The organism is Pseudomonas sp. RW3S2 (assembly GCF_014268955.1).
GTDB lineage: Bacteria > Pseudomonadota > Gammaproteobacteria > Pseudomonadales > Pseudomonadaceae > Aquipseudomonas > Aquipseudomonas wayambapalatensis.
Map to the genome: position 1 here is coordinate 128606 of NZ_JABWRM010000003.1, position 16924 is coordinate 145529.

13 protein-coding genes and 3 pseudogenes are annotated in these 16924 nt (G+C 61.4%); 8 read left to right on the top strand and 8 right to left on the bottom strand.

The genetic code is table 11. The features are described from left to right. Window positions 1-36: 36 nt before the first annotated feature. A complete protein-coding gene (locus HU748_RS05770; RefSeq protein WP_186719646.1) occupies window positions 37-903 on the top strand; it encodes a LysR family transcriptional regulator in 867 nt (288 codons plus the stop codon). On the opposite strand, the gene HU748_RS05775 is transcribed toward HU748_RS05770, so the two are convergent. The 5 genes from HU748_RS05775 to HU748_RS05795 form a co-directional block, all read right to left on the bottom strand. After that, window positions 877-2034, bottom strand: a complete 1158-nt coding sequence (locus tag HU748_RS05775; RefSeq protein ID WP_186719653.1) for an HPP family protein — start codon at window positions 2032-2034, stop codon at window positions 877-879. The genes HU748_RS05770 and HU748_RS05775 overlap by 27 nt on opposite strands. A 241-nt stretch (window positions 2035-2275) precedes the next feature. Further along, window positions 2276-3595 (bottom strand): ATP-binding protein, encoded by a 1320-nt coding sequence (locus HU748_RS05780; protein WP_186709244.1) that lies wholly within the window; start codon window positions 3593-3595, stop codon window positions 2276-2278. Beyond that, window positions 3592-4263: a response regulator transcription factor gene (locus HU748_RS05785; RefSeq protein WP_186709246.1), complete on the bottom strand. Its 672-nt coding sequence runs from the start codon at window positions 4261-4263 to the stop codon at window positions 3592-3594. Before HU748_RS05785 ends, HU748_RS05780 begins: the two co-directional genes overlap by 4 nt. After that, complete coding sequence (locus HU748_RS05790; RefSeq protein WP_186669530.1) at window positions 4264-4578, bottom strand: PepSY domain-containing protein; 315 nt, start codon at window positions 4576-4578, stop codon at window positions 4264-4266. Next, on the bottom strand, window positions 4578-4886 hold the full coding sequence (locus HU748_RS05795) for a PepSY domain-containing protein (RefSeq protein ID WP_186709248.1): 309 nt from the start codon (window positions 4884-4886) through the stop codon (window positions 4578-4580). Before HU748_RS05795 ends, HU748_RS05790 begins: the two co-directional genes overlap by 1 nt. 167 nt (window positions 4887-5053) lie before the next feature. Between HU748_RS05795 and HU748_RS05800 the strand changes: the two genes are divergently transcribed. From HU748_RS05800 to ychF, 4 genes and pseudogenes are all read left to right on the top strand, one after another. After that, window positions 5054-6133: a patatin-like phospholipase family protein gene (locus HU748_RS05800; RefSeq protein WP_186719655.1), complete on the top strand. Its 1080-nt coding sequence runs from the start codon at window positions 5054-5056 to the stop codon at window positions 6131-6133. Between the two features lie 353 nt (window positions 6134-6486). Beyond that, window positions 6487-7279, top strand: a pseudogene (locus HU748_RS05805) (transposase). A 411-nt stretch (window positions 7280-7690) separates the two neighbouring features. Further along, window positions 7691-8008 (top strand): hypothetical protein, encoded by a 318-nt coding sequence (locus HU748_RS05810; protein WP_186719657.1) that lies wholly within the window; start codon window positions 7691-7693, stop codon window positions 8006-8008. Between the two features lie 76 nt (window positions 8009-8084). Further along, window positions 8085-8201, top strand: a pseudogene (gene ychF / locus HU748_RS05815) (redox-regulated ATPase YchF); the annotation flags it as partial. Between the two features lie 58 nt (window positions 8202-8259). Here ychF and HU748_RS05820 read toward each other — a convergent pair. Both HU748_RS05820 and HU748_RS05825 read right to left on the bottom strand, forming a co-directional pair. Beyond that, a complete protein-coding gene (locus HU748_RS05820; protein WP_186669536.1) occupies window positions 8260-10362 on the bottom strand; it encodes an EAL domain-containing protein in 2103 nt (700 codons plus the stop codon). A gap of 111 nt (window positions 10363-10473) precedes the next feature. After that, window positions 10474-11799, bottom strand: coding sequence for an HDOD domain-containing protein (locus HU748_RS05825; RefSeq protein WP_186719659.1), 1326 nt, complete (start codon window positions 11797-11799; stop codon window positions 10474-10476). Between the two features lie 883 nt (window positions 11800-12682). Here HU748_RS05825 and HU748_RS26710 point away from each other — a divergent pair. Together HU748_RS26710 and queD are read left to right on the top strand one after the other, a co-directional pair. Then, a pseudogene (locus HU748_RS26710) lies at window positions 12683-12894 on the top strand (AlpA family transcriptional regulator). Between the two features lie 63 nt (window positions 12895-12957). Then, window positions 12958-13314, top strand: a complete 357-nt coding sequence (queD, locus tag HU748_RS05835; protein ID WP_065864423.1) for a 6-carboxytetrahydropterin synthase QueD — start codon at window positions 12958-12960, stop codon at window positions 13312-13314. Window positions 13315-13368: 54 nt separating this feature from the next. Here the strand turns inward: queD and HU748_RS05840 are convergent, their stop codons facing one another. Then, complete coding sequence (locus HU748_RS05840) at window positions 13369-13836, bottom strand: DUF1289 domain-containing protein (RefSeq protein ID WP_186669542.1); 468 nt, start codon at window positions 13834-13836, stop codon at window positions 13369-13371. 408 nt (window positions 13837-14244) lie between these two features. On the opposite strand from HU748_RS05840, the gene acnB reads away from it, so the two are divergent. Beyond that, window positions 14245-16854, top strand: a complete 2610-nt coding sequence (acnB, locus tag HU748_RS05845; RefSeq protein WP_186719815.1) for a bifunctional aconitate hydratase 2/2-methylisocitrate dehydratase — start codon at window positions 14245-14247, stop codon at window positions 16852-16854. Window positions 16855-16924: the final 70 nt, after the last annotated feature.

Below are 16924 nucleotides of genomic sequence, written 5' to 3' on the forward strand. Positions count from 1 at the left end.
CTAGAATGGCTCACTGACCCCACAGCCGAGCACTCAATGGACATCGATCAGGCCCGTACTTTCCTGGAAATCGTGCGTTGCGGCAGCCTGGTGGCCGCCGCCGAGCGCCTGTTCGTCTCACAGACCGCCATTTCGGCGCGGGTGCAGCGCCTGGAACAACAACTCGGCTGTCAGCTGTTCGTGCGCAGCCGCAACGGCGCCAGCTTGACCGGCGACGGCGAGGCCTTCGTCACCTACGCCAACCAACTGGTACAGACCTGGGAAGCGGCACGCCGTGACCTGCCGCTGCCACAAGGCTGCCAGAAGGTGCTGCACCTGGGGGGCGAGGTGAGCCTGGGCAATCCGCTGATGCTCGATTGGGTCAGCGCGCTGCATCGGGCCCTGCCCGACCAGGCGATCCGCAGCGAAGTGAGCGAGGGCGAGGCGTTGTTGCGCAAGGTAGAGATGGGCTTGCTGGATGCGGCGCTGGTCTATCAACCGACCTACGGCCCAGGGTTGCAGATCGAACAGTTGATGGAAGAAAAGCTGATTCGCATCCGTCGCGTCGATCTGCCCGAGCCGTACATCTATATCGACTGGGGCGAAGCCTTCCGACGCCAGCACGACGCGGCCCTGCCCCACTGCGCGCGGCCGGCGCTGAGCTTCAACCTAGGCCCCCTGGCGCTGCAGTTCATCCTCGACCAGGGCGGCAGCGGCTATTTCCGTACCCGTGTGGTGCAGGCCTATCTGGATAGTGGCGTGCTGGAGCGCGTGCCACAGGCGCCGGAGTTCACCTACCCGACATACCTGGTCTATGCCCGCGAGCGTGACAGCGAAGCGCTGCAGCAGGCGCTCGCGGTGCTGCGCCGTCAGGTGGCCGACGGCGCCAGCGACTGGTCACAACGCTGGGACCCGCTGGTCTGAGCGCTGCGTTGCCGCGTTGAGCAGATGACGTTTCAGGCCGGCGATAAGGTCGGTCTGGGTGATCACTCCTACCAGTTGCTCGCCGTCCAGCACCGGCAAGCAATGCAACCCGTGCTCGCTGAGCAGCGGCAGCAGTCGCTCCAATGGATGTTCGCTACCTACGCTGACCACTTGGCGGCTCATGACCTGTGCCATGCGTGTCGACGGGCGATGGAACGGGGCTCGCCAACTGAAGCGCCCCTGTGCCATCGCCGGGCCGACCAGGTCGCTGAGGCTGACGATACCGACCAGACGCCCGTGCTCCAGCACCGGAAGCGTCTTCAGGTGATGGCTGGCGAGCATCTTCCAGGCCTGTTCCAGGGTCGTGTCCGGCGAGGCGAACTGTACGTCGCGGGACATCACCGCAGCCGCCGTGATCCCGCCCAGGCTGCGCTGCAGGGCGTGCTGCTCGGTGGCCAGGATGATACGTTCGAGCTCATCGCGGGTGACGTCGAAGAACTCGCCCAGCTCCTCCAGTGCCAGATCCAGGTCTTCTCCACTGATGCCGACGCGTGCACTGGGCAGTGGATCATGGGTGTGATGCGGGTCTTTGCGCGGTACTGCGCCCTTGGGGTAACGCACGCCGGTCAGGCGATTGTAGAGCACCGCCACCGCCACCAGGATCAACGCGTTGAGCAGCACCGGCTCGAGCAAATGGTCGCCCATTGCTACCAGCCTAGGGTCAGCCAGCACCACGCTGGCCGCCACGCCGCCGCCCGGAGGATGCAGGCAACGCAACCAGCACATCAACAGCAGCGAGCCCCCCAGGGCCGCTGCGGCTACCCAGAGCTCGCTGCCCAGGCCCTGGCGCATCGCCAGTCCGAGGATCCCGGCCAGGGCATAGCTGCCGAGTACCGGCCAGGGCTGCGCCAGTGGGCCGGAATGCACGGCGAACACCAGTACCGCCGAGGCGGCCAGCGGGCCAAGCAGGTGCAAGGCGATGGAGGGGCCGTAGGCCATGCTGCACAGCCATCCGGCGAGGAACAGGCCCAGCAGCGCGCCGACAGCGGCACGCAGCCATTCCCGTGGAGAAGTATTCAAAGGCGCCGGCAACAGGCGCTGCAGACGGTTTTCAGGACGCGAGGCAGGCATCGAATCAGGTGCAATCGTACTGGGTGATTTAAAAAGAAAGCCCAGCCGAGAGGGTCTGGGCCCTGCATTACCAAGGCAATGACAATTGGCTCCGTCCGTGGAGAGATGGAAACCGGAGGGTTCCGTGGTGGGGATTGTGCCGAGCGCACCGTTTTGGTGCCAATTCAAAAAAATGCGTCTGGACTGCAATTTTTTTGCAGGATCTGCTCCTTGATCGATCACTCAAGGGCCGCGAAGCCTGTCAGCGCCCCTTGCGTGGTAACTCGATGCTGACGCGCAGCCCGCCCAGCGGGCTCTCGAGCAAGGTGATCCGCCCCTCCCAGGCCTCGACGATATCCCGCACGATCCCCAACCCCAGGCCATGCCCGTCCACCTGCTCGTCGAGCCGCAACCCGCGCTCCAGTACCTGCTCCCGTGCCTCACCGGGAATCCCTGGCCCGTCGTCGTCGACCCATAGCCGGTAACCCTCGGCAGTTGCCTCGATACCCAGGCGCACTTCGCTGTCAGCCCATTTGCAGGCGTTGTCCAGCAGGTTGCCCAGCAGCTCCAGCAAGTCCTCGCGATCCCAGGGCAACAGCAACCCCGGTGGCACATCACGCGCCAGCAGCAGCCCCTCGCCATGGATCATGCCAAGTGTGCAGAGCAGCCCGGGGAGCTCCGCGTCGCAGTCGAACTGCGCGCCCGGCAAGGCATCACCCGCCAGCCGCGCGCGGTTCAACTCGCGGGCCAGGCGCTGCTGGATCTGCTCCAGTTGCTCGCGCAGTTGCGCCTGCACCTCGGGCAGATCGCGCAGGCGTTCGCTCGACGCCAGGCTCAGCAGCACCGCCAGCGGGGTCTTCAGGGCGTGGCCGAGGTTACCCAGTGCATTGCGTGAACGACGCAGGCTGTCTTCAGTGTGCACCAGCAGGTGGTTGACCTGATCCACCAGCGGTTGCAGTTCGCTGGGCACTTGGGCATCGAGCTGGGAGCGCTGCCCCTGTTGCAACTGGGCGATCTGCTGGCGAGCGCGCTCCAGCGGCCGCAGAGAGCGGGTCACGGTGATGCGCTGCAGGATCAGGATCAACAGCAGCGCCAGCACACCCATGCCCAGACCGATCTGCTGCAAGCGCCTGAAACCCTCGCGCACGGGCGAGTAATCCTGAGCGACGCTGATCGAGATATCCTGGCCAAGGCGCCGGTAATCACCCCGATAGGCCAACAGTTGCTGGCCTTCCGGGCCCAGCTCATGGCCATCTTCAAGCCCCGGGCGCGCGAGCTTGGGCATGTCCAGGTCCCACAGCGAGCGGGAGCGCCAGGTGCCCTGGTCGAAATCGATGCGAAAGTAATACCCTGAAAACGGCCGTTGATAGGCCGCCGAGATACGCCGCTCGTCCAGTTGCAGACCGCTGGGGCCCCGGACCAGCGCCACCAGCAGGTTCTCGCTCTCCTTGCGCAACCCGGCTTCGAGATAGCGCTGCAACCCGGCCTCGAACAACCACAGGGTCACCTGCGCCACCGCCACGCCGACCACCACCAGCACGGCCACCAGGCCGAGGCTCAGGCGTGCCTGGATCGACTTCACCCGTTGCTGCTCCCGGCGTAGACATAGCCCTGGCCCCGACGGGTCTCGATGACGCTGCGTCCCAGCTTGCGCCGCAAGTGGTTGACGTGCACCTCGAGCACGTTGGAGTCACGCTCGGTTTCCCCGTCGTAAAGATGCTCGGCCAGGTGGCTCTTGGACAGGACCTGCTGCGGGTGCAGCATGAAATAGCGCAGCAGGCGAAACTCGGCGGCGGTCAGCTGCACATCCACCCCCTCGCGCACGACGCACTGGCGCCCTTCGTCCAGGTGCAGGCCCGCCGCCTCCAGGCGCGGCTGGTTGGCCAGGCCACGGGCACGGCGCAGCAGGGCCTGGATGCGCAGTTGCAGTTCTTCGGGGTGGAAGGGTTTGGTGAGATAGTCGTCGGCTCCGGCCTTCAGTCCTTCGATGCGTTCGGCCCAGGAACCGCGAGCGGTGAGGATGAGCACGGGGATGGCCAACGCAGCGGCACGCCATTGCGTCAGTACCTCCAACCCCGGCAGACCGGGCAGACCGAGGTCGAGGATGATCAGGTCATAGGGCTCACTCTGCCCCTGGTAGACCGCATCACGACCGTCGGTCAGCCAGTCCACGGCATAGCCCTGGCGTTGCAGGCTGGCGATCAATTCGTCGGCCAGAGGCACATTGTCCTCGACAAGCAACAGGCGCATTCAGTCGTCTTCCTCGTCCTTGATCAAAACGCCGCTACGGGCGTCGTACTTGATTTCACGCACCACACCGGCCGGGGTCAGCAGCTCGACCTCGTACTCGTAACGGCCGTGCTTCTCTTCCAGCTCGGCCTCCAGCAGGCGGGCCCCGGGGTAACGCCCCAGGGCTGCCTCGAGCAGTTGCTCAAGCGGGAGGATGATGCCCTGCTGACGCAGTTCCAGGGCTTCGTCCTGGTCCAAATCGCGGGCGGTCGCCGGCGAGCAGGCGACCCATAATGCCAGTGCCAGGCAGGGCACCGCTCGCGGCAGCGTGTTCATCAGTTGTCTCGTTCGTCCTTCAGCACTTCACCGGTCTTGGCATCCAGGGCCACGTCCCATTCGACGTTCTGCGCATCGCGCAGTTCGACCTTGTAGATGTAGCGGCCGTATTCGTCTTCAAGCTCCGAGTCGGTGACGGTCGAGCCGGGATGCTTGGCCACGGCGGCGGCCTTGAGTTCATCCAGCGACTTGATGGTCTTGGCATTCACCAGTTTGACCACTTCGTCGGGCTGCACGTCCTTGGCGAAGGCGGCAGTGGCACCGAAGGTCAGGGCGGCGGCGGTGAACAGGGCAGTCAACGTTTTCATAGTGTCTCTCCATCGAGGTGCGTATGTTGTCTACGGGGTTAAGATTAACCACCGGTCCTTAACTCAACCTGAAAACAGCTGGCGACATGATAGCGCCGTTCGCAGCCTCCGAGCGCCTGTCGAACCCCATTTGCCTATAATGCGCACCTGCCCTTCAAGAGACAGCCATGAGCGCCATCCACATCAAGTACCCCGCCCTGACCTTCAAGGCCGGCCGACGCGCCCTGGCACAGATCCGCGAGCGCGGCCTGCGGGCTGTCGATGTCGGGGTGCTGCCGGGCGCGGCCGGCGGCCCCAAGCCGCTGGGTATACAGGGCCTGGACCTGGCATTGTTCGGCCAGTTGCTGCCGTCGGCACCGCGGCAGCGCTCGCTGATCGGCGCCTCGATCGGCTCCTGGCGCTTTGCCAGCGCCTGCCTGGACGACCCCGTGGCCGGTCTGCGGCGCCTGGGCGAACTGTACACCGAGCAGGATTTCGCCAAGGGCGTGACCCCTGCGCAGATCAGCCAGAGCTGCCAGCGCATGCTCGACGATCTGCTGCAGGGCCGTGACGACCAGATCCTGGCCAATGCGCACTATCGCCTGAATATCCTGGTGGTGAAGAGCCATGGCCAGCTTGCCCATGATCACCCCGCGCGGCTGGGCATGGGCCTGTCCTCGGTGATTGCCAGCAATCTGCTCGGGCGCTCGCGGCTGGGCCGCCACTTCGAACGCATCATCCTGCATGACAGCCGTAGCGCACCCCCGCTGGACGCACTGACCGACTTTCCCTCGCGCTGCCTGCCCCTGGACCTGGGCAACCTGCGCCAGGCGCTGCTCGCGTCGGGCTCGATCCCGATGGTGATGGAGGGCGTGCGCGATATTCCCGGCGCTGGCAACGGCACCTACCGTGACGGCGGCCTGCTGGACTACCACCTCGACCTGCCCTATCGAGGCGACGACCTGGTGCTCTATCCGCACTTCACCGACAAGGTCGTGCCCGGCTGGTTCGACAAGGCCCTGCCCTGGCGTCGCGGCGATGCCACACGCCTGCACAATGTGCTGCTGATGACCCCATCGCCGCATTACCTGGCCGCCCTGCCCTATGGCAAGCTGCCGGACCGCAACGACTTCAAGCGTTTCATGGGGGATGCGCCGACACGCAAGCGCTATTGGTACAAGGCCATCGCCGAAAGCCAGCGCCTGGGCGACGAGCTGCTGGAACTGGTCGCCACCGGGCGGCTGCATGAACGGTTGCAAGCCTTGTAGCAAGCATGCTGGTAGACCGCGCGCATTCTTGATTCACACAGAGTTCTGCCAGCGTGGAAATTTTCAAAGATTCCACGATGGGCTCCCGCCAAAAACCGACAAGTCACGACAGCAGTTAGGCGCCCGCATGGCGCGACTGAGCACAAAACGTGTTATGACCTGGCGGTGCGTGCTGGCATGAACACCTGGCTGCCTCGCCGACGCCGTTCTGCTGATCCAGCTGGGTATCGCCGTCGGCATCTGGGCCACCACCAGCCACTTCCGGCCGCTGGTCGATGCTCAGCAGGACCAGGTCACCCAGCGCACTACACCTCGCCGGGGTTGTGCGCCCCTCGCCCAGAGATGGTTCCGGCATGCCTCGTCCGATCGCGCCCTTCGCACTGCAACCCGCCGACGTTGTTACGCTTCAAGCTTGGCTGCGAATGAATACGCTGGCGCAGAGCCTTGCGCAGCGGGCTGCAGATATTGCTTTTGCTCAATGATGGGGGGACGTCCATTGCCATCTGGGGGCAGTTGCAGATCACGACACCGACCGTGTTCAGTGGCCAAAGCGCTATCTGGAGACGGGCACGGAGAGCCTGAGCGACCTGCCGCGCAGCGGCCAGCCTTTGAAGCTGGGCGCTGAGAAGGTGATTGATGTGGACGGGCTCTACCTGAGCCCTCCGGACAACGCCATGGTGCTGTGTGTTGACGAAAAAACTTAGTTCCAAGCACTGGATTCTACCCAGCCAATGCTGCAACTTCGGGCTGGGCAGGCCGAGCGACGACCCCATGATTACAAGCGCCATGGCACGGCGAGCCTGCCGAGTTGGATCTCCATGTGATCCAGGACAACGGTTCAACCTACAAAACCGCAGCGAACAGGGCCTGGCTGGAAAAACATCCACGTTTCAAGCTGCACTTCACGCCGACCAGTGCGTCCTGGCTGAACGCGGTGGAAGGCTGGTTTTCACGGCTGGAGAGACGCGCGCTGTATCGAGGTGTCTTCACCAGTGCACTGATCTGAAAGTCGCGATCCGCCAGTTCATCACTGCTCATAACGAACATTCAGCCAAGTCGTTCAAATGGACAAAAAACGCAGCGACCACCATCAGCTCGGTACATATGCCAAAGCTGAGCGTGATCAAAAATAAGCTAATGAATTAAGCGCTCAGGACGCTAGCGCGAGAGATGCGGAAACAATCTTTGCGCACATACCCTCCTCCAGAAATCGGCGAGGCTAGGGTCTGTATGAAAAGCCTTGAGACGAAGGTCAGGCAAGGCGAAAACTGCCGAGGAACGGTCGTATTCGCGCTCGACTTTACGGGTTGAAAAGAGCATTCCGACCGGGCTGGCACACCAGGCTGTTTTCAACGCAGCATCACCGAGTATCACGGTTTTCTTACTGCGCCTAGCAACTGCTTGTCCCCCCATAAACCCTGGAGCGACATCCAAAAACCTCCACATTTAAGATGCGTCTTATAGCGCCCGGCCCGCCCTCAGCCTATGACTTAACGGGCACACGTTCTCCACCCTCCACTAGCGACGATCGATTCCCTTCCTTGAAAAGGCACCTTTATGAGTGGCACGCACACTAAATCACAACATGCGTTTATCGTTAAAACACTTCACGATGTTGAGCAAGAATTAATCAAGCGCGTCATGACATCAATCCATGACGCTGAGTCAGCCGCTAATGCCAAATTCAAAGCCGAGAATATACGATTCGAGCATCACTCGCCCGCCAATGCCGAATACTTGATGCTCGTTATTTTCGCATTCCTCTTTGATCGTCTTCATGGCGGCGATCGCGCCGCTGGAAAACTCATATTAAAAATGGAGGCCAATCGCCTGGGAGTAAGCACCGATCTCTCCCAGGACACGATCCAGGAGTAAAACCCCATGACCGCGACAACGTGAGGTAGCCAGGGCCGCTGCGCTGCACTCTGCGGCCGGCGCTGCCCCCCCATGGCACAAGTTCCTCGCCAACATTCGCGAGAACGACGCCATCGCCCACGTAGTGCGCTGCTTCGAAGACGAGAACATGATCCACGCCTCCAACAACGTCGATCCCAAGCACGACGCTCAGGAGCCTCCGCTGGCAACGCTTTACGCCGCCAAGCTCAGCGTATTCAGGACTGCCCTGATTAGCCTTTCGCCACTCCCGTCACCTGCTTCATGCGCTCGCTGGCCGGTGCCGGGCGCCCACAGAAGTACCCCTGCACATGCGAACACCCTTCGGCCACCAGCCTTTCCAGTTGCTCTGCAGACTCTACCCCCTCGGCAGTGATATTGATCATCAGGCTTCTGGCAAGCTCGGTGATCGCGCGGATGATCGACAGGGCCTCGGCACTTTCACACATATCGTTAACGAACGACTTGTCAATCTTGATCCGGTCGAACGGGAAAGCACGCAGGTAACCCAGCGACGAGTAGCCAGTGCCAAAATCGTCGAGGGCAATCCCTACCCCAAGGTCTTTCAGCTCGCGCAGAACCCGCGCATTTTCGTCAGTCTGGCCCAGCAGTACCGACTCGGTAATTTCCAGTTCCAGCCGCTGCGGGGCCAGCCCGGAGTCCGACAGTGCCAGAGCTACAGTGCGTATAAGCCCGGCATTCTTGAATTGCACAGGGGACAAGTTAACCGAGACACTCTCCTGCCCCTCCCAGGTAACAGCCTCCTGACAGGCAAGGTTCAAGGCCCGGGCACCAAGCTCGTGGATGAGCCCGGTCTCCTCGGCTACCGGAATGAAATCCATTGGCATGATCATGCCGCGGCTCGGGTGTTCCCAGCGCATCAGCGCCTCATAGCCAGAAATTGTGTTGCTCTGCAGATCCATGATCGGTTGGTAGTGCAACTGCAACTGCCCCTGGTGCAACGCCTTACGCAGGTCGGTTTCGACCAGGCGGCGCTTGTGCGCGGCGTCATAAAGTCCAACGTTGAAGCATTCATAGCGGTTACGGCCATTTCGTTTGGCTTCGTAGAGGGCCATGTCAGCGTAACTGAGCAGCTGCTCAGCGCTACCATGATCCTCAGGCGCGCAAGCAATACCAATGCTCATGCCGACAGAGAACTGATGACCTTCGATATGGAAAGGCGGCTCGATCACTTCGATCAGACGCTGTGCCGCAGCGCGGGCTGACTCTGAGGAATCCAGTTCCGCAAGGACCACCGCAAACTCATCTCCGCCCAGCCGGGCCAGCGTGTCCGCATCGCGCAGCTCATCGCGCAAGCGCTTGCCCAAGGCTCGCAGCAGCTTGTCGCCGAAGCCATGACCAAACGAGTCGTTGATATTCTTGAAGTTATCGAGGTCCAGGCACAGTATCGCTGTGAGCCTGCCGCTCCCTGCCCCCTGAGCGAGCGCCTTCTCGAGGCGCTCGTTGAACAATGTGCGGTTGGGCAGTCCAGTGAGCGCATCATGGTGAGCCATGTGGTGTATCTGCGCGTGCGCGGCAAGCTCGTCGGTTGCATCCTCGGCAATGAAAAGGACGTAGTCTGCCTGCTTGCCCATGTTCTGACTCAGGAGCGCGCGGCTTCTCAATGTGCGCCAACCGATGGCCGTCTGTACGCGGGTCTCGGCGGCGTAGCCCTTGACCGTGCAGGCCCCCCGCGTCAATTGCTCTTCTAGAAACTCAGCCGCGCCCGGCAATGCACACTCCTGTGGCAACCGCCCCACAAGTTGCGCATTTACCCCGCTGAAAAGCCGATCTGCATGCTTGTTGGCCAACAGCACACGTCGGCTAGCGAGGTCCTGGACGATGACGCAGGCGGGGATATTAGCGATCACAGAGTCGAGAAACTGCGAGAGGTTGCCCATTTCTTGACTGTACTGCTCGGCTAACTGCTTGGCCTGCAGCACTTCCAACTCACTACGATAGCGCTCGGAGATATCCCGGGTGATCTTCGCAAACCCCACCAGTACCCCATCATCGTCCCGTACTGCTTCGATCACGACATGTGCGCGCAGAAAGCTGCCATCTTTGCGTAAACGCCAGCAATTATCCTCGAATCTGCCAAAAAGACGGGCATGTTCAAGATTGGCTGCCGGCACGCCATCAGTGCGATCCGCCTCGGTGAAGAACATCGAATAATGCTTTCCGACCACCTCACTGGCTTCATAACCCTTTGCACGCTGCGCGCCGGGGTTCCAGTTAGCGACCACTCCGTTGGGCAAGAGCAAATAGATCGCGTAGTCCACCACACTTTGCACCAGCAGCCGATACATCACATCAGAACTAGCATCCATCAACATACAGTACCCCCAGCACAGCGAGAACATTTCCAAAAGCTGGCTTCATGATGGTGTGTGAAAAGGCTTTTAGAGGGCGCTCGCGCGCCCTCCCTGTGACCATCCATGACGAAGTCACGCCGTTCTGGCTTGTCGAACACGACTGTCCGCCCACGGCCCGCACATCGCTGCCGCCGGATGACTGGCTGGGCTTTCTTTGCGCGCGACGCCTGTGCGCTTCTGGATGGGTACTGCTGAAGGTTCTCGCAGCATGTCGAGCGTCGGCAGATCCACTTTGAGCAGGCGCGCAGCGGTACTGCCGGCGATCGTCGCGTTGCTCTGGGTGGGTGAAGCGTATGCGAGTTGGCCCGCCAGGTTCATCACCAGACAGTCGCGAGCGTATACGCCCCCCCACAAATGATAAATTGCAGCAACCAGCCCCCGCAGCCGAAAAGGCAGGCGCCAGCGAGCGCGCAAGGCCGAGCCGAATGGCGCGCCATAACGGTTTAGCGACACCTGCACCATGTCGTCGTCCAGTTCGCCACCCAGTGTGCGCCATTGCTGCAAGCTTCGAATCACCGCAAGATCACCCAAGCAATGCAGCAGACCTGCGTAATAGCAACGCGCTTGGTCTACGTTCAACATGCCCGCCAAGGTGTGGGCGAACTCGGCAACCTGCAGCGACAGGTTCAGAAAATGCTCAGCGTGCCGCGCCAACAGCGGATCGCTCAGGCGCGCGCTACGTTTCAGTTCCAGCCCCATGATCAGGCTCAGACTCTGGGCACTGCCCAGTCTGTTCAATGCCTGCGGCAAGGTCTGCACAGAGCCATCACAGTGTGCTTCCGCACTGTTGGCGGCGGCGATGAGCACTGCAGTTAGCTGCGGGTCCTGGCACAACTGCTGCTCGAGCCTGCCCAAGTCCAGCTCCTGGGCATCTGACGTATTGAGCACGAGCCTACTCACATCGGCAAACAGCGGACCACCATCGGTACTTGCGCGGCGCTGGTCCAGAAAGGCCGATAGGCTGACGCCGGGCTGCACCGCAGGTGTCGAGCAGCCAATCTGCCGGCCGACTTCAAGCAAAAGCCCCTCGAGGCGTATGCGCAAGCTGTCCAGGTTAAGGGGTTTACCCAGGTAAGCGGTGGGACTGTACGGCAGCGCTTCGCGCACGCTGGCAACATCAACATGCTCGCTCATGAGAATGAACGGCAACTGCGGTTTGTCACTATTACCGCGCACATTCCGCAGCAGGTCCAGGCCGCTGATACCCGCCAGCTCTCGCCCTGCGATGATCACATCTGGATCCGTCGAAAATGCCGCAAGGGCTTGAGCGCCATCCTCACAAATCTCCAGATGAGCATCGCCGCGAATGCTAAGCAGCATTTGCCGCAGCATATCTCGCACCGAAGGATCGCCTTCTGCGATAAGAATTCGTGGAGCGAGGTCATCTTTAGCGTTCATTGGTAACTCTCAAGTGTCCGAGCACGTCATCCAGTAGTTCAAGACATCCATCAGAAAGTCGCGATGCCTGTTGTCCTGAGTGGAAACCTGCCCTGCACCGAGGGAAGCAGGACCATGCTTGTGCGGGGTAAGCGGCAAGGAAAGCGTGACTGACGCTTTACCTGGCTGGAGGCCTGAAAATGAGGAGCGCGCGGCAAAACTGAATGGCTAGTGGATAGCCTAAGCAAGATGGCCCTTAGGCAACATAAGAAGGATCTTAAACTCCAAAAAAACGAGAATTCCACGAGATAGCGCTGTCAGTCACGCGAAGAAACGTTTAAGCATCGTAAGACAGCAGCTTTGCGCACCGGTTCTGCGACGGCGTCCAGATCATGCTTTGAGCCAAGAGCAGCAGCTGAAGAGCGTCGCGGGCTGCGCGACAAATGTGCCTGGATGCCAGGCATGAATCTGAACAGTATGGGTTTAAAGCTTCACGATGCAGGCTACCGCAAGCAGGTGGCGCCAAGATCCTGCCCCTGATGTACATGGTCTACCTGATCTGTTAGGCACCTAGGTGAGCCGATTCATTGCCGTGATGCACGGATGGCACGTTGAGAGTAAAGGCTTCGATGCCCCTGAGCTAACCGCCAGCGCTGCCCAGGGCGCGCTGACGAAGCATGTCTGCTTGCATGTCTGATATTCAGACCACGACCGAACCGGTGGTCAGGCAGCGCTACGCCTGCTGCGGATGCCGTGGGCATATCGACCCTGCGCAGCGCTACCAACTGGCGGCTGGCGGGTCGAAGCTGAGTACCAGGCATATGGAAAAGCCAAAAAGGCCCGGCTCATGGCTCGCACCGAAGAAGCTAGGTCCGGCACCATTTTTTGGCCTGAGGAGGCTCAAATGGCACACACAGAAGGAATTGACCGCCTGCTTCGCCTGCCGGACGTGCTCCGGATCACTGGCATGGGTCGCAACACGGTGTACACACGAATAAAGGAAGGCACCTTCCCAAAACAGGTTAAGATAGGGCCGAAATCCGTTGCTTGGCGCCAGTCTGAATCAACGAATGGATGGCCTCGCTGAACCCCAGCAGCGACCAATCAGTACATTGATCAGTACACCCAGACGCAAGATCAAGCTCAAGCCCTTACCCCACAAGCTTTACAGGTCCACTAGTGGAAATTTTCAAAGAGTTCACCTTCGAGTCCGCTCACCGCCTGCCCCACGTCCCCGAAGGACACAAATGCGGTCGCCTGCACGGCCATTCGTTCAAGGTCGCCCTGCACCTGACCGGCCCGCTCGACCCGCACACCGGCTGGATCCGTGACTTCGCCGAGGTCAAGGCGATCTTCAAGCCGATCTACGAACGGCTCGACCACAACTACCTGAACGACATTCCCGGCCTGGAAAACCCCACCAGCGAAGTCATCGCCAAGTGGATCTGGGAACAGGTCAAGCCGCTGCTGCCGGAGCTGTCGAAAGTGCGTATCCACGAGACCTGCACCAGCGGTTGCGAATACACCGGCGACTGAACCTGCCAGCGTCTGCCCGTGCGAGAGCAGCCTTGTGCTGCTCCCGCACAGGTGCTAACCGATGGCATCGCGTAGAAAGCTCGGGGCGATGTAGCGCTGGTAGTGCGCCTCCGACAACAGGAAGAACTCCCGGTCGATGGCATCGCGCAACTGCGGCAGCTCCCAATCGCGGAACTCCGGCAGCAGGGCCATGCCGTAGGCTTCCAGGTCACGGATCATACGGGCACCGCGGGCGATCAACTGGTAGGCCCAGCAGTATTCGGACTGGTGTGCAAGAAAGCGGATCGAGCGCTGTTCGAGCTGCTCGCGCAAACGGTCTTTGTCGAACACTTCAAGCTTGGCCATCATCACCTGCACCAGCAACTGCTCCAGGCGCAGCCAGACTGCACGCTTCTGCTCCTCGTCATAACCGTTCCAATTGATCACTTCATGGTGAAAGCGCTTGCAGCCACGGCAGACGGTGTCTCCGTAGACAGTTGAGCAAAGGCCGACGCAAGGGGTCTTGATGGACTGATTGGACATGGAAAAACAACGGCTTGGCGGTGGAACACGGCTTCATGTTAGCCCTTTGTCTAACCGGGGTCACTCGTTAAAGTCATCGTCGGCAACTTACCTTCCGTGCTTTTTTGCCGTAGAATCACCCCGCCTTTTCAAGGCAACAATGTCCGTTGGAAGCTGTTTTCAAAGCGTCACGAGCACAGTTCATCCGGTAGAACGGTGTTGGCCCAGGTCATGCCCCCTCGCATGACCCGCGCCAACCCCTCATCAACGCTCCGTTCTACAGGCGTAAAACTTTGAAAGCAGCTTCTGTAAGGATTCTCTGCGACCCTGGCTGGACGGCTCAAAAAGCCGTGATCCGCGCATGGGTGCAGGGAATGCTGGATGAGCGTCCCGGACTCCCTTTAGGGACCACTGATGAGGGTAATAACTGTGCTTGAAGCCTACCGCAAACACATCGAAGAGCGTGCCGCCCTGGGTATCGTGCCCCAGCCGCTGAACGCCGAACAAACTGCAGGCCTGGTCGAGCTGCTGAAAAACCCGCCGGCCGGCGAAGAAGCCTTCCTCGTAGACCTGATCACCAACCGCGTTCCGCCAGGAGTCGACGAAGCTGCCTACGTCAAGGCCGCGTTCCTCTCCGCTGTCGCCAAGGGCGAAGCCAAGTCGCCACTGATCGACCGCAAGCACGCCGTTGAACTGCTGGGCACCATGCAGGGCGGCTACAACATCGAGACGCTGGTCGCGCTGCTGGACGACGCCGAACTGGGCGCCGTCGCGGGCGAACAGCTCAAGCACACCCTGCTGATGTTCGATGCCTTCCACGACGTGGCCGAAAAAGCCAAGGCCGGCAACGTACACGCCAAGGCCGTCCTGGAGTCCTGGGCTGCCGGCGAGTGGTTCACCTCGCGCCCAGCCATCGCCGACAAGTACACCCTGACCGTATTCAAGGTGCCAGGCGAAACCAACACCGATGACCTGTCCCCTGCCCCGGACGCCTGGTCGCGCCCTGACATCCCACTGCACGCCCTGGCCATGCTGAAGATGGCCCGCGACGGCATCGAGCCTTCGCAGCCAGGTTCGGTCGGCCCACTGGCCCAGATCGAAGCGGTCAAGGCCAAGGGCTTCCCGGTTGCCTACGTCGGTGACGTGGTCGGTACCGGCTCCTCGCGTAAATCCGCCACCAACTCGGTGCTGTGGTTCTTCGGCGACGACATCCCGTATGTGCCGAACAAGCGCGCCGGTGGTTTCTGCTTCGGCACCAAGATCGCCCCGATCTTCTACAACACCATGGAAGACGCCGGCGCCCTGCCGATCGAATTCGACTGCACCAACCTGGCCATGGGCGATGTCATCGACGTCTACCCGTTCAAAGGTGAAGTCAAGCGTCACGACAGCGGCGAGCTGGTCACCACCTTCGAACTGAAAACCGAAGTCCTGCTGGACGAAGTCCGCGCCGGCGGCCGTATCCCACTGATCGTCGGCCGTGGCCTGACCGAAAAAGCCCGTGCCGAACTGGGCCTGGGTGCTTCGGACCTGTTCAAGAAGCCAGAACAGCCTGCCGACACCGGCAAGGGCTTCACCCTGGCACAGAAGATGGTCGGTCGCGCTTGCGGCCTGCCGGAAGGCCAAGGCGTACGCCCGGGTGCCTACTGTGAACCGAAGATGACCACCGTCGGTTCCCAGGACACCACCGGCCCGATGACCCGTGACGAGCTGAAGGACCTGGCATGCCTGGGCTTCTCCGCCGACCTGGTCATGCAGTCGTTCTGCCACACCGCGGCCTACCCGAAACCGATCGACGTCAACACCCACCACACCCTGCCGGACTTCATCCGCACCCGTGGCGGCGTGTCCCTGCGTCCAGGCGACGGCATCATCCACAGCTGGCTGAACCGCATGCTGCTGCCTGACACCGTCGGCACCGGTGGCGACTCGCACACCCGCTTCCCGATCGGCATCTCGTTCCCGGCCGGTTCCGGCCTGGTCGCCTTCGCCGCTGCCACCGGCGTCATGCCGCTGGACATGCCGGAGTCGGTACTGGTGCGCTTCAAGGGCAAGCTGCAACCGGGCATCACCCTGCGTGACCTGGTCCACGCCATCCCTTACTACGCCATCCAGAAGGGCCTGCTGACCGTCGAGAAGAAAGGCAAGAAGAACGCCTTCTCCGGCCGCATCCTGGAAATCGAAGGCCTGGACGAGCTGACCGTCGAGCAGGCGTTCGAGCTGTCCGACGCCTCGGCCGAGCGTTCGGCTGCCGGTTGCACCATCAAGCTGCCGGAAAAGGCCATCGCCGAATACCTGCAGTCGAACATCACCCTGCTGCGCTGGATGATCAGCGAAGGCTACGGCGACGCTCGCACCATGGAGCGCCGTGCACAAGCGATGGAAGCCTGGCTGGCCAACCCTGAGCTGCTGTCGGCCGACGCCGATGCCGAATACGCCGAGATCATCGAAATCGACCTGGCCGACGTCAAGGAGCCTGTGCTCTGCGCGCCGAACGACCCGGACGACGCCCGCCTGCTGTCGCAGGTACAAGGCGAGAAGATCGACGAAGTGTTCATCGGTTCGTGCATGACCAACATCGGTCACTTCCGCGCTGCCGGCAAGCTGCTGGACAAGGTCAAGGGCGGTATCCCGACCCGTCTATGGCTGGCGCCGCCAACCAAGATGGACGCCCACCAGCTGACCGAGGAAGGCTACTACGGCATCTACGGCAAGGCTGGCGCGCGCATGGAAATGCCAGGCTGCTCGCTGTGCATGGGTAACCAGGCACGTGTGCAGACCGGTTCGACCGTGGTCTCCACCTCGACCCGTAACTTCCCGAACCGTCTGGGCGATGCCACCAACGTCTACCTGGCGTCGGCGGAGCTGGCTGCAGTCGCATCGATCCTCGGCAAGCTGCCGACCGTCGAAGAGTACCTGCAGTACGCCAAGGATATCGACAGCATGGCTGCCGACGTCTACCGCTACCTGAGCTTCGATCAGATCGCCGAGTTCCGTGAAGCGGCGGCCAACGCCAAGATCCCGGTGGTTCAGGCGTAAGCCGAGCAGTCGGTTGTAAATGAAAAGCCCCGGTAGAAATACCGGGGCTTTTTTGTGGCTGGAGCGATTG

What these genes read in the sequence shown, in the direction of transcription:
- HU748_RS05770 (WP_186719646.1), top strand. Translation starts at nt 37, where the DNA reads ATGGACATCGATCAGGCCCGTACTTTCCTGGAAATCGTGCGTTGCGGC.
- HU748_RS05775 (WP_186719653.1), bottom strand. Translation starts at nt 2,034, where the DNA reads ATGCCTGCCTCGCGTCCTGAAAACCGTCTGCAGCGCCTGTTGCCGGCG.
- HU748_RS05785 (WP_186709246.1), bottom strand. Translation starts at nt 4,263, where the DNA reads ATGCGCCTGTTGCTTGTCGAGGACAATGTGCCTCTGGCCGACGAATTG.
- HU748_RS05790 (WP_186669530.1), bottom strand. Translation starts at nt 4,578, where the DNA reads ATGAACACGCTGCCGCGAGCGGTGCCCTGCCTGGCACTGGCATTATGG.
- HU748_RS05795 (WP_186709248.1), bottom strand. Translation starts at nt 4,886, where the DNA reads ATGAAAACGTTGACTGCCCTGTTCACCGCCGCCGCCCTGACCTTCGGT.
- HU748_RS05800 (WP_186719655.1), top strand. Translation starts at nt 5,054, where the DNA reads ATGAGCGCCATCCACATCAAGTACCCCGCCCTGACCTTCAAGGCCGGC.
- HU748_RS05810 (WP_186719657.1), top strand. Translation starts at nt 7,691, where the DNA reads ATGAGTGGCACGCACACTAAATCACAACATGCGTTTATCGTTAAAACA.
- HU748_RS05820 (WP_186669536.1), bottom strand. Translation starts at nt 10,362, where the DNA reads ATGTTGATGGATGCTAGTTCTGATGTGATGTATCGGCTGCTGGTGCAA.
- HU748_RS05825 (WP_186719659.1), bottom strand. Translation starts at nt 11,799, where the DNA reads ATGAACGCTAAAGATGACCTCGCTCCACGAATTCTTATCGCAGAAGGC.
- HU748_RS05840 (WP_186669542.1), bottom strand. Translation starts at nt 13,836, where the DNA reads ATGTCCAATCAGTCCATCAAGACCCCTTGCGTCGGCCTTTGCTCAACT.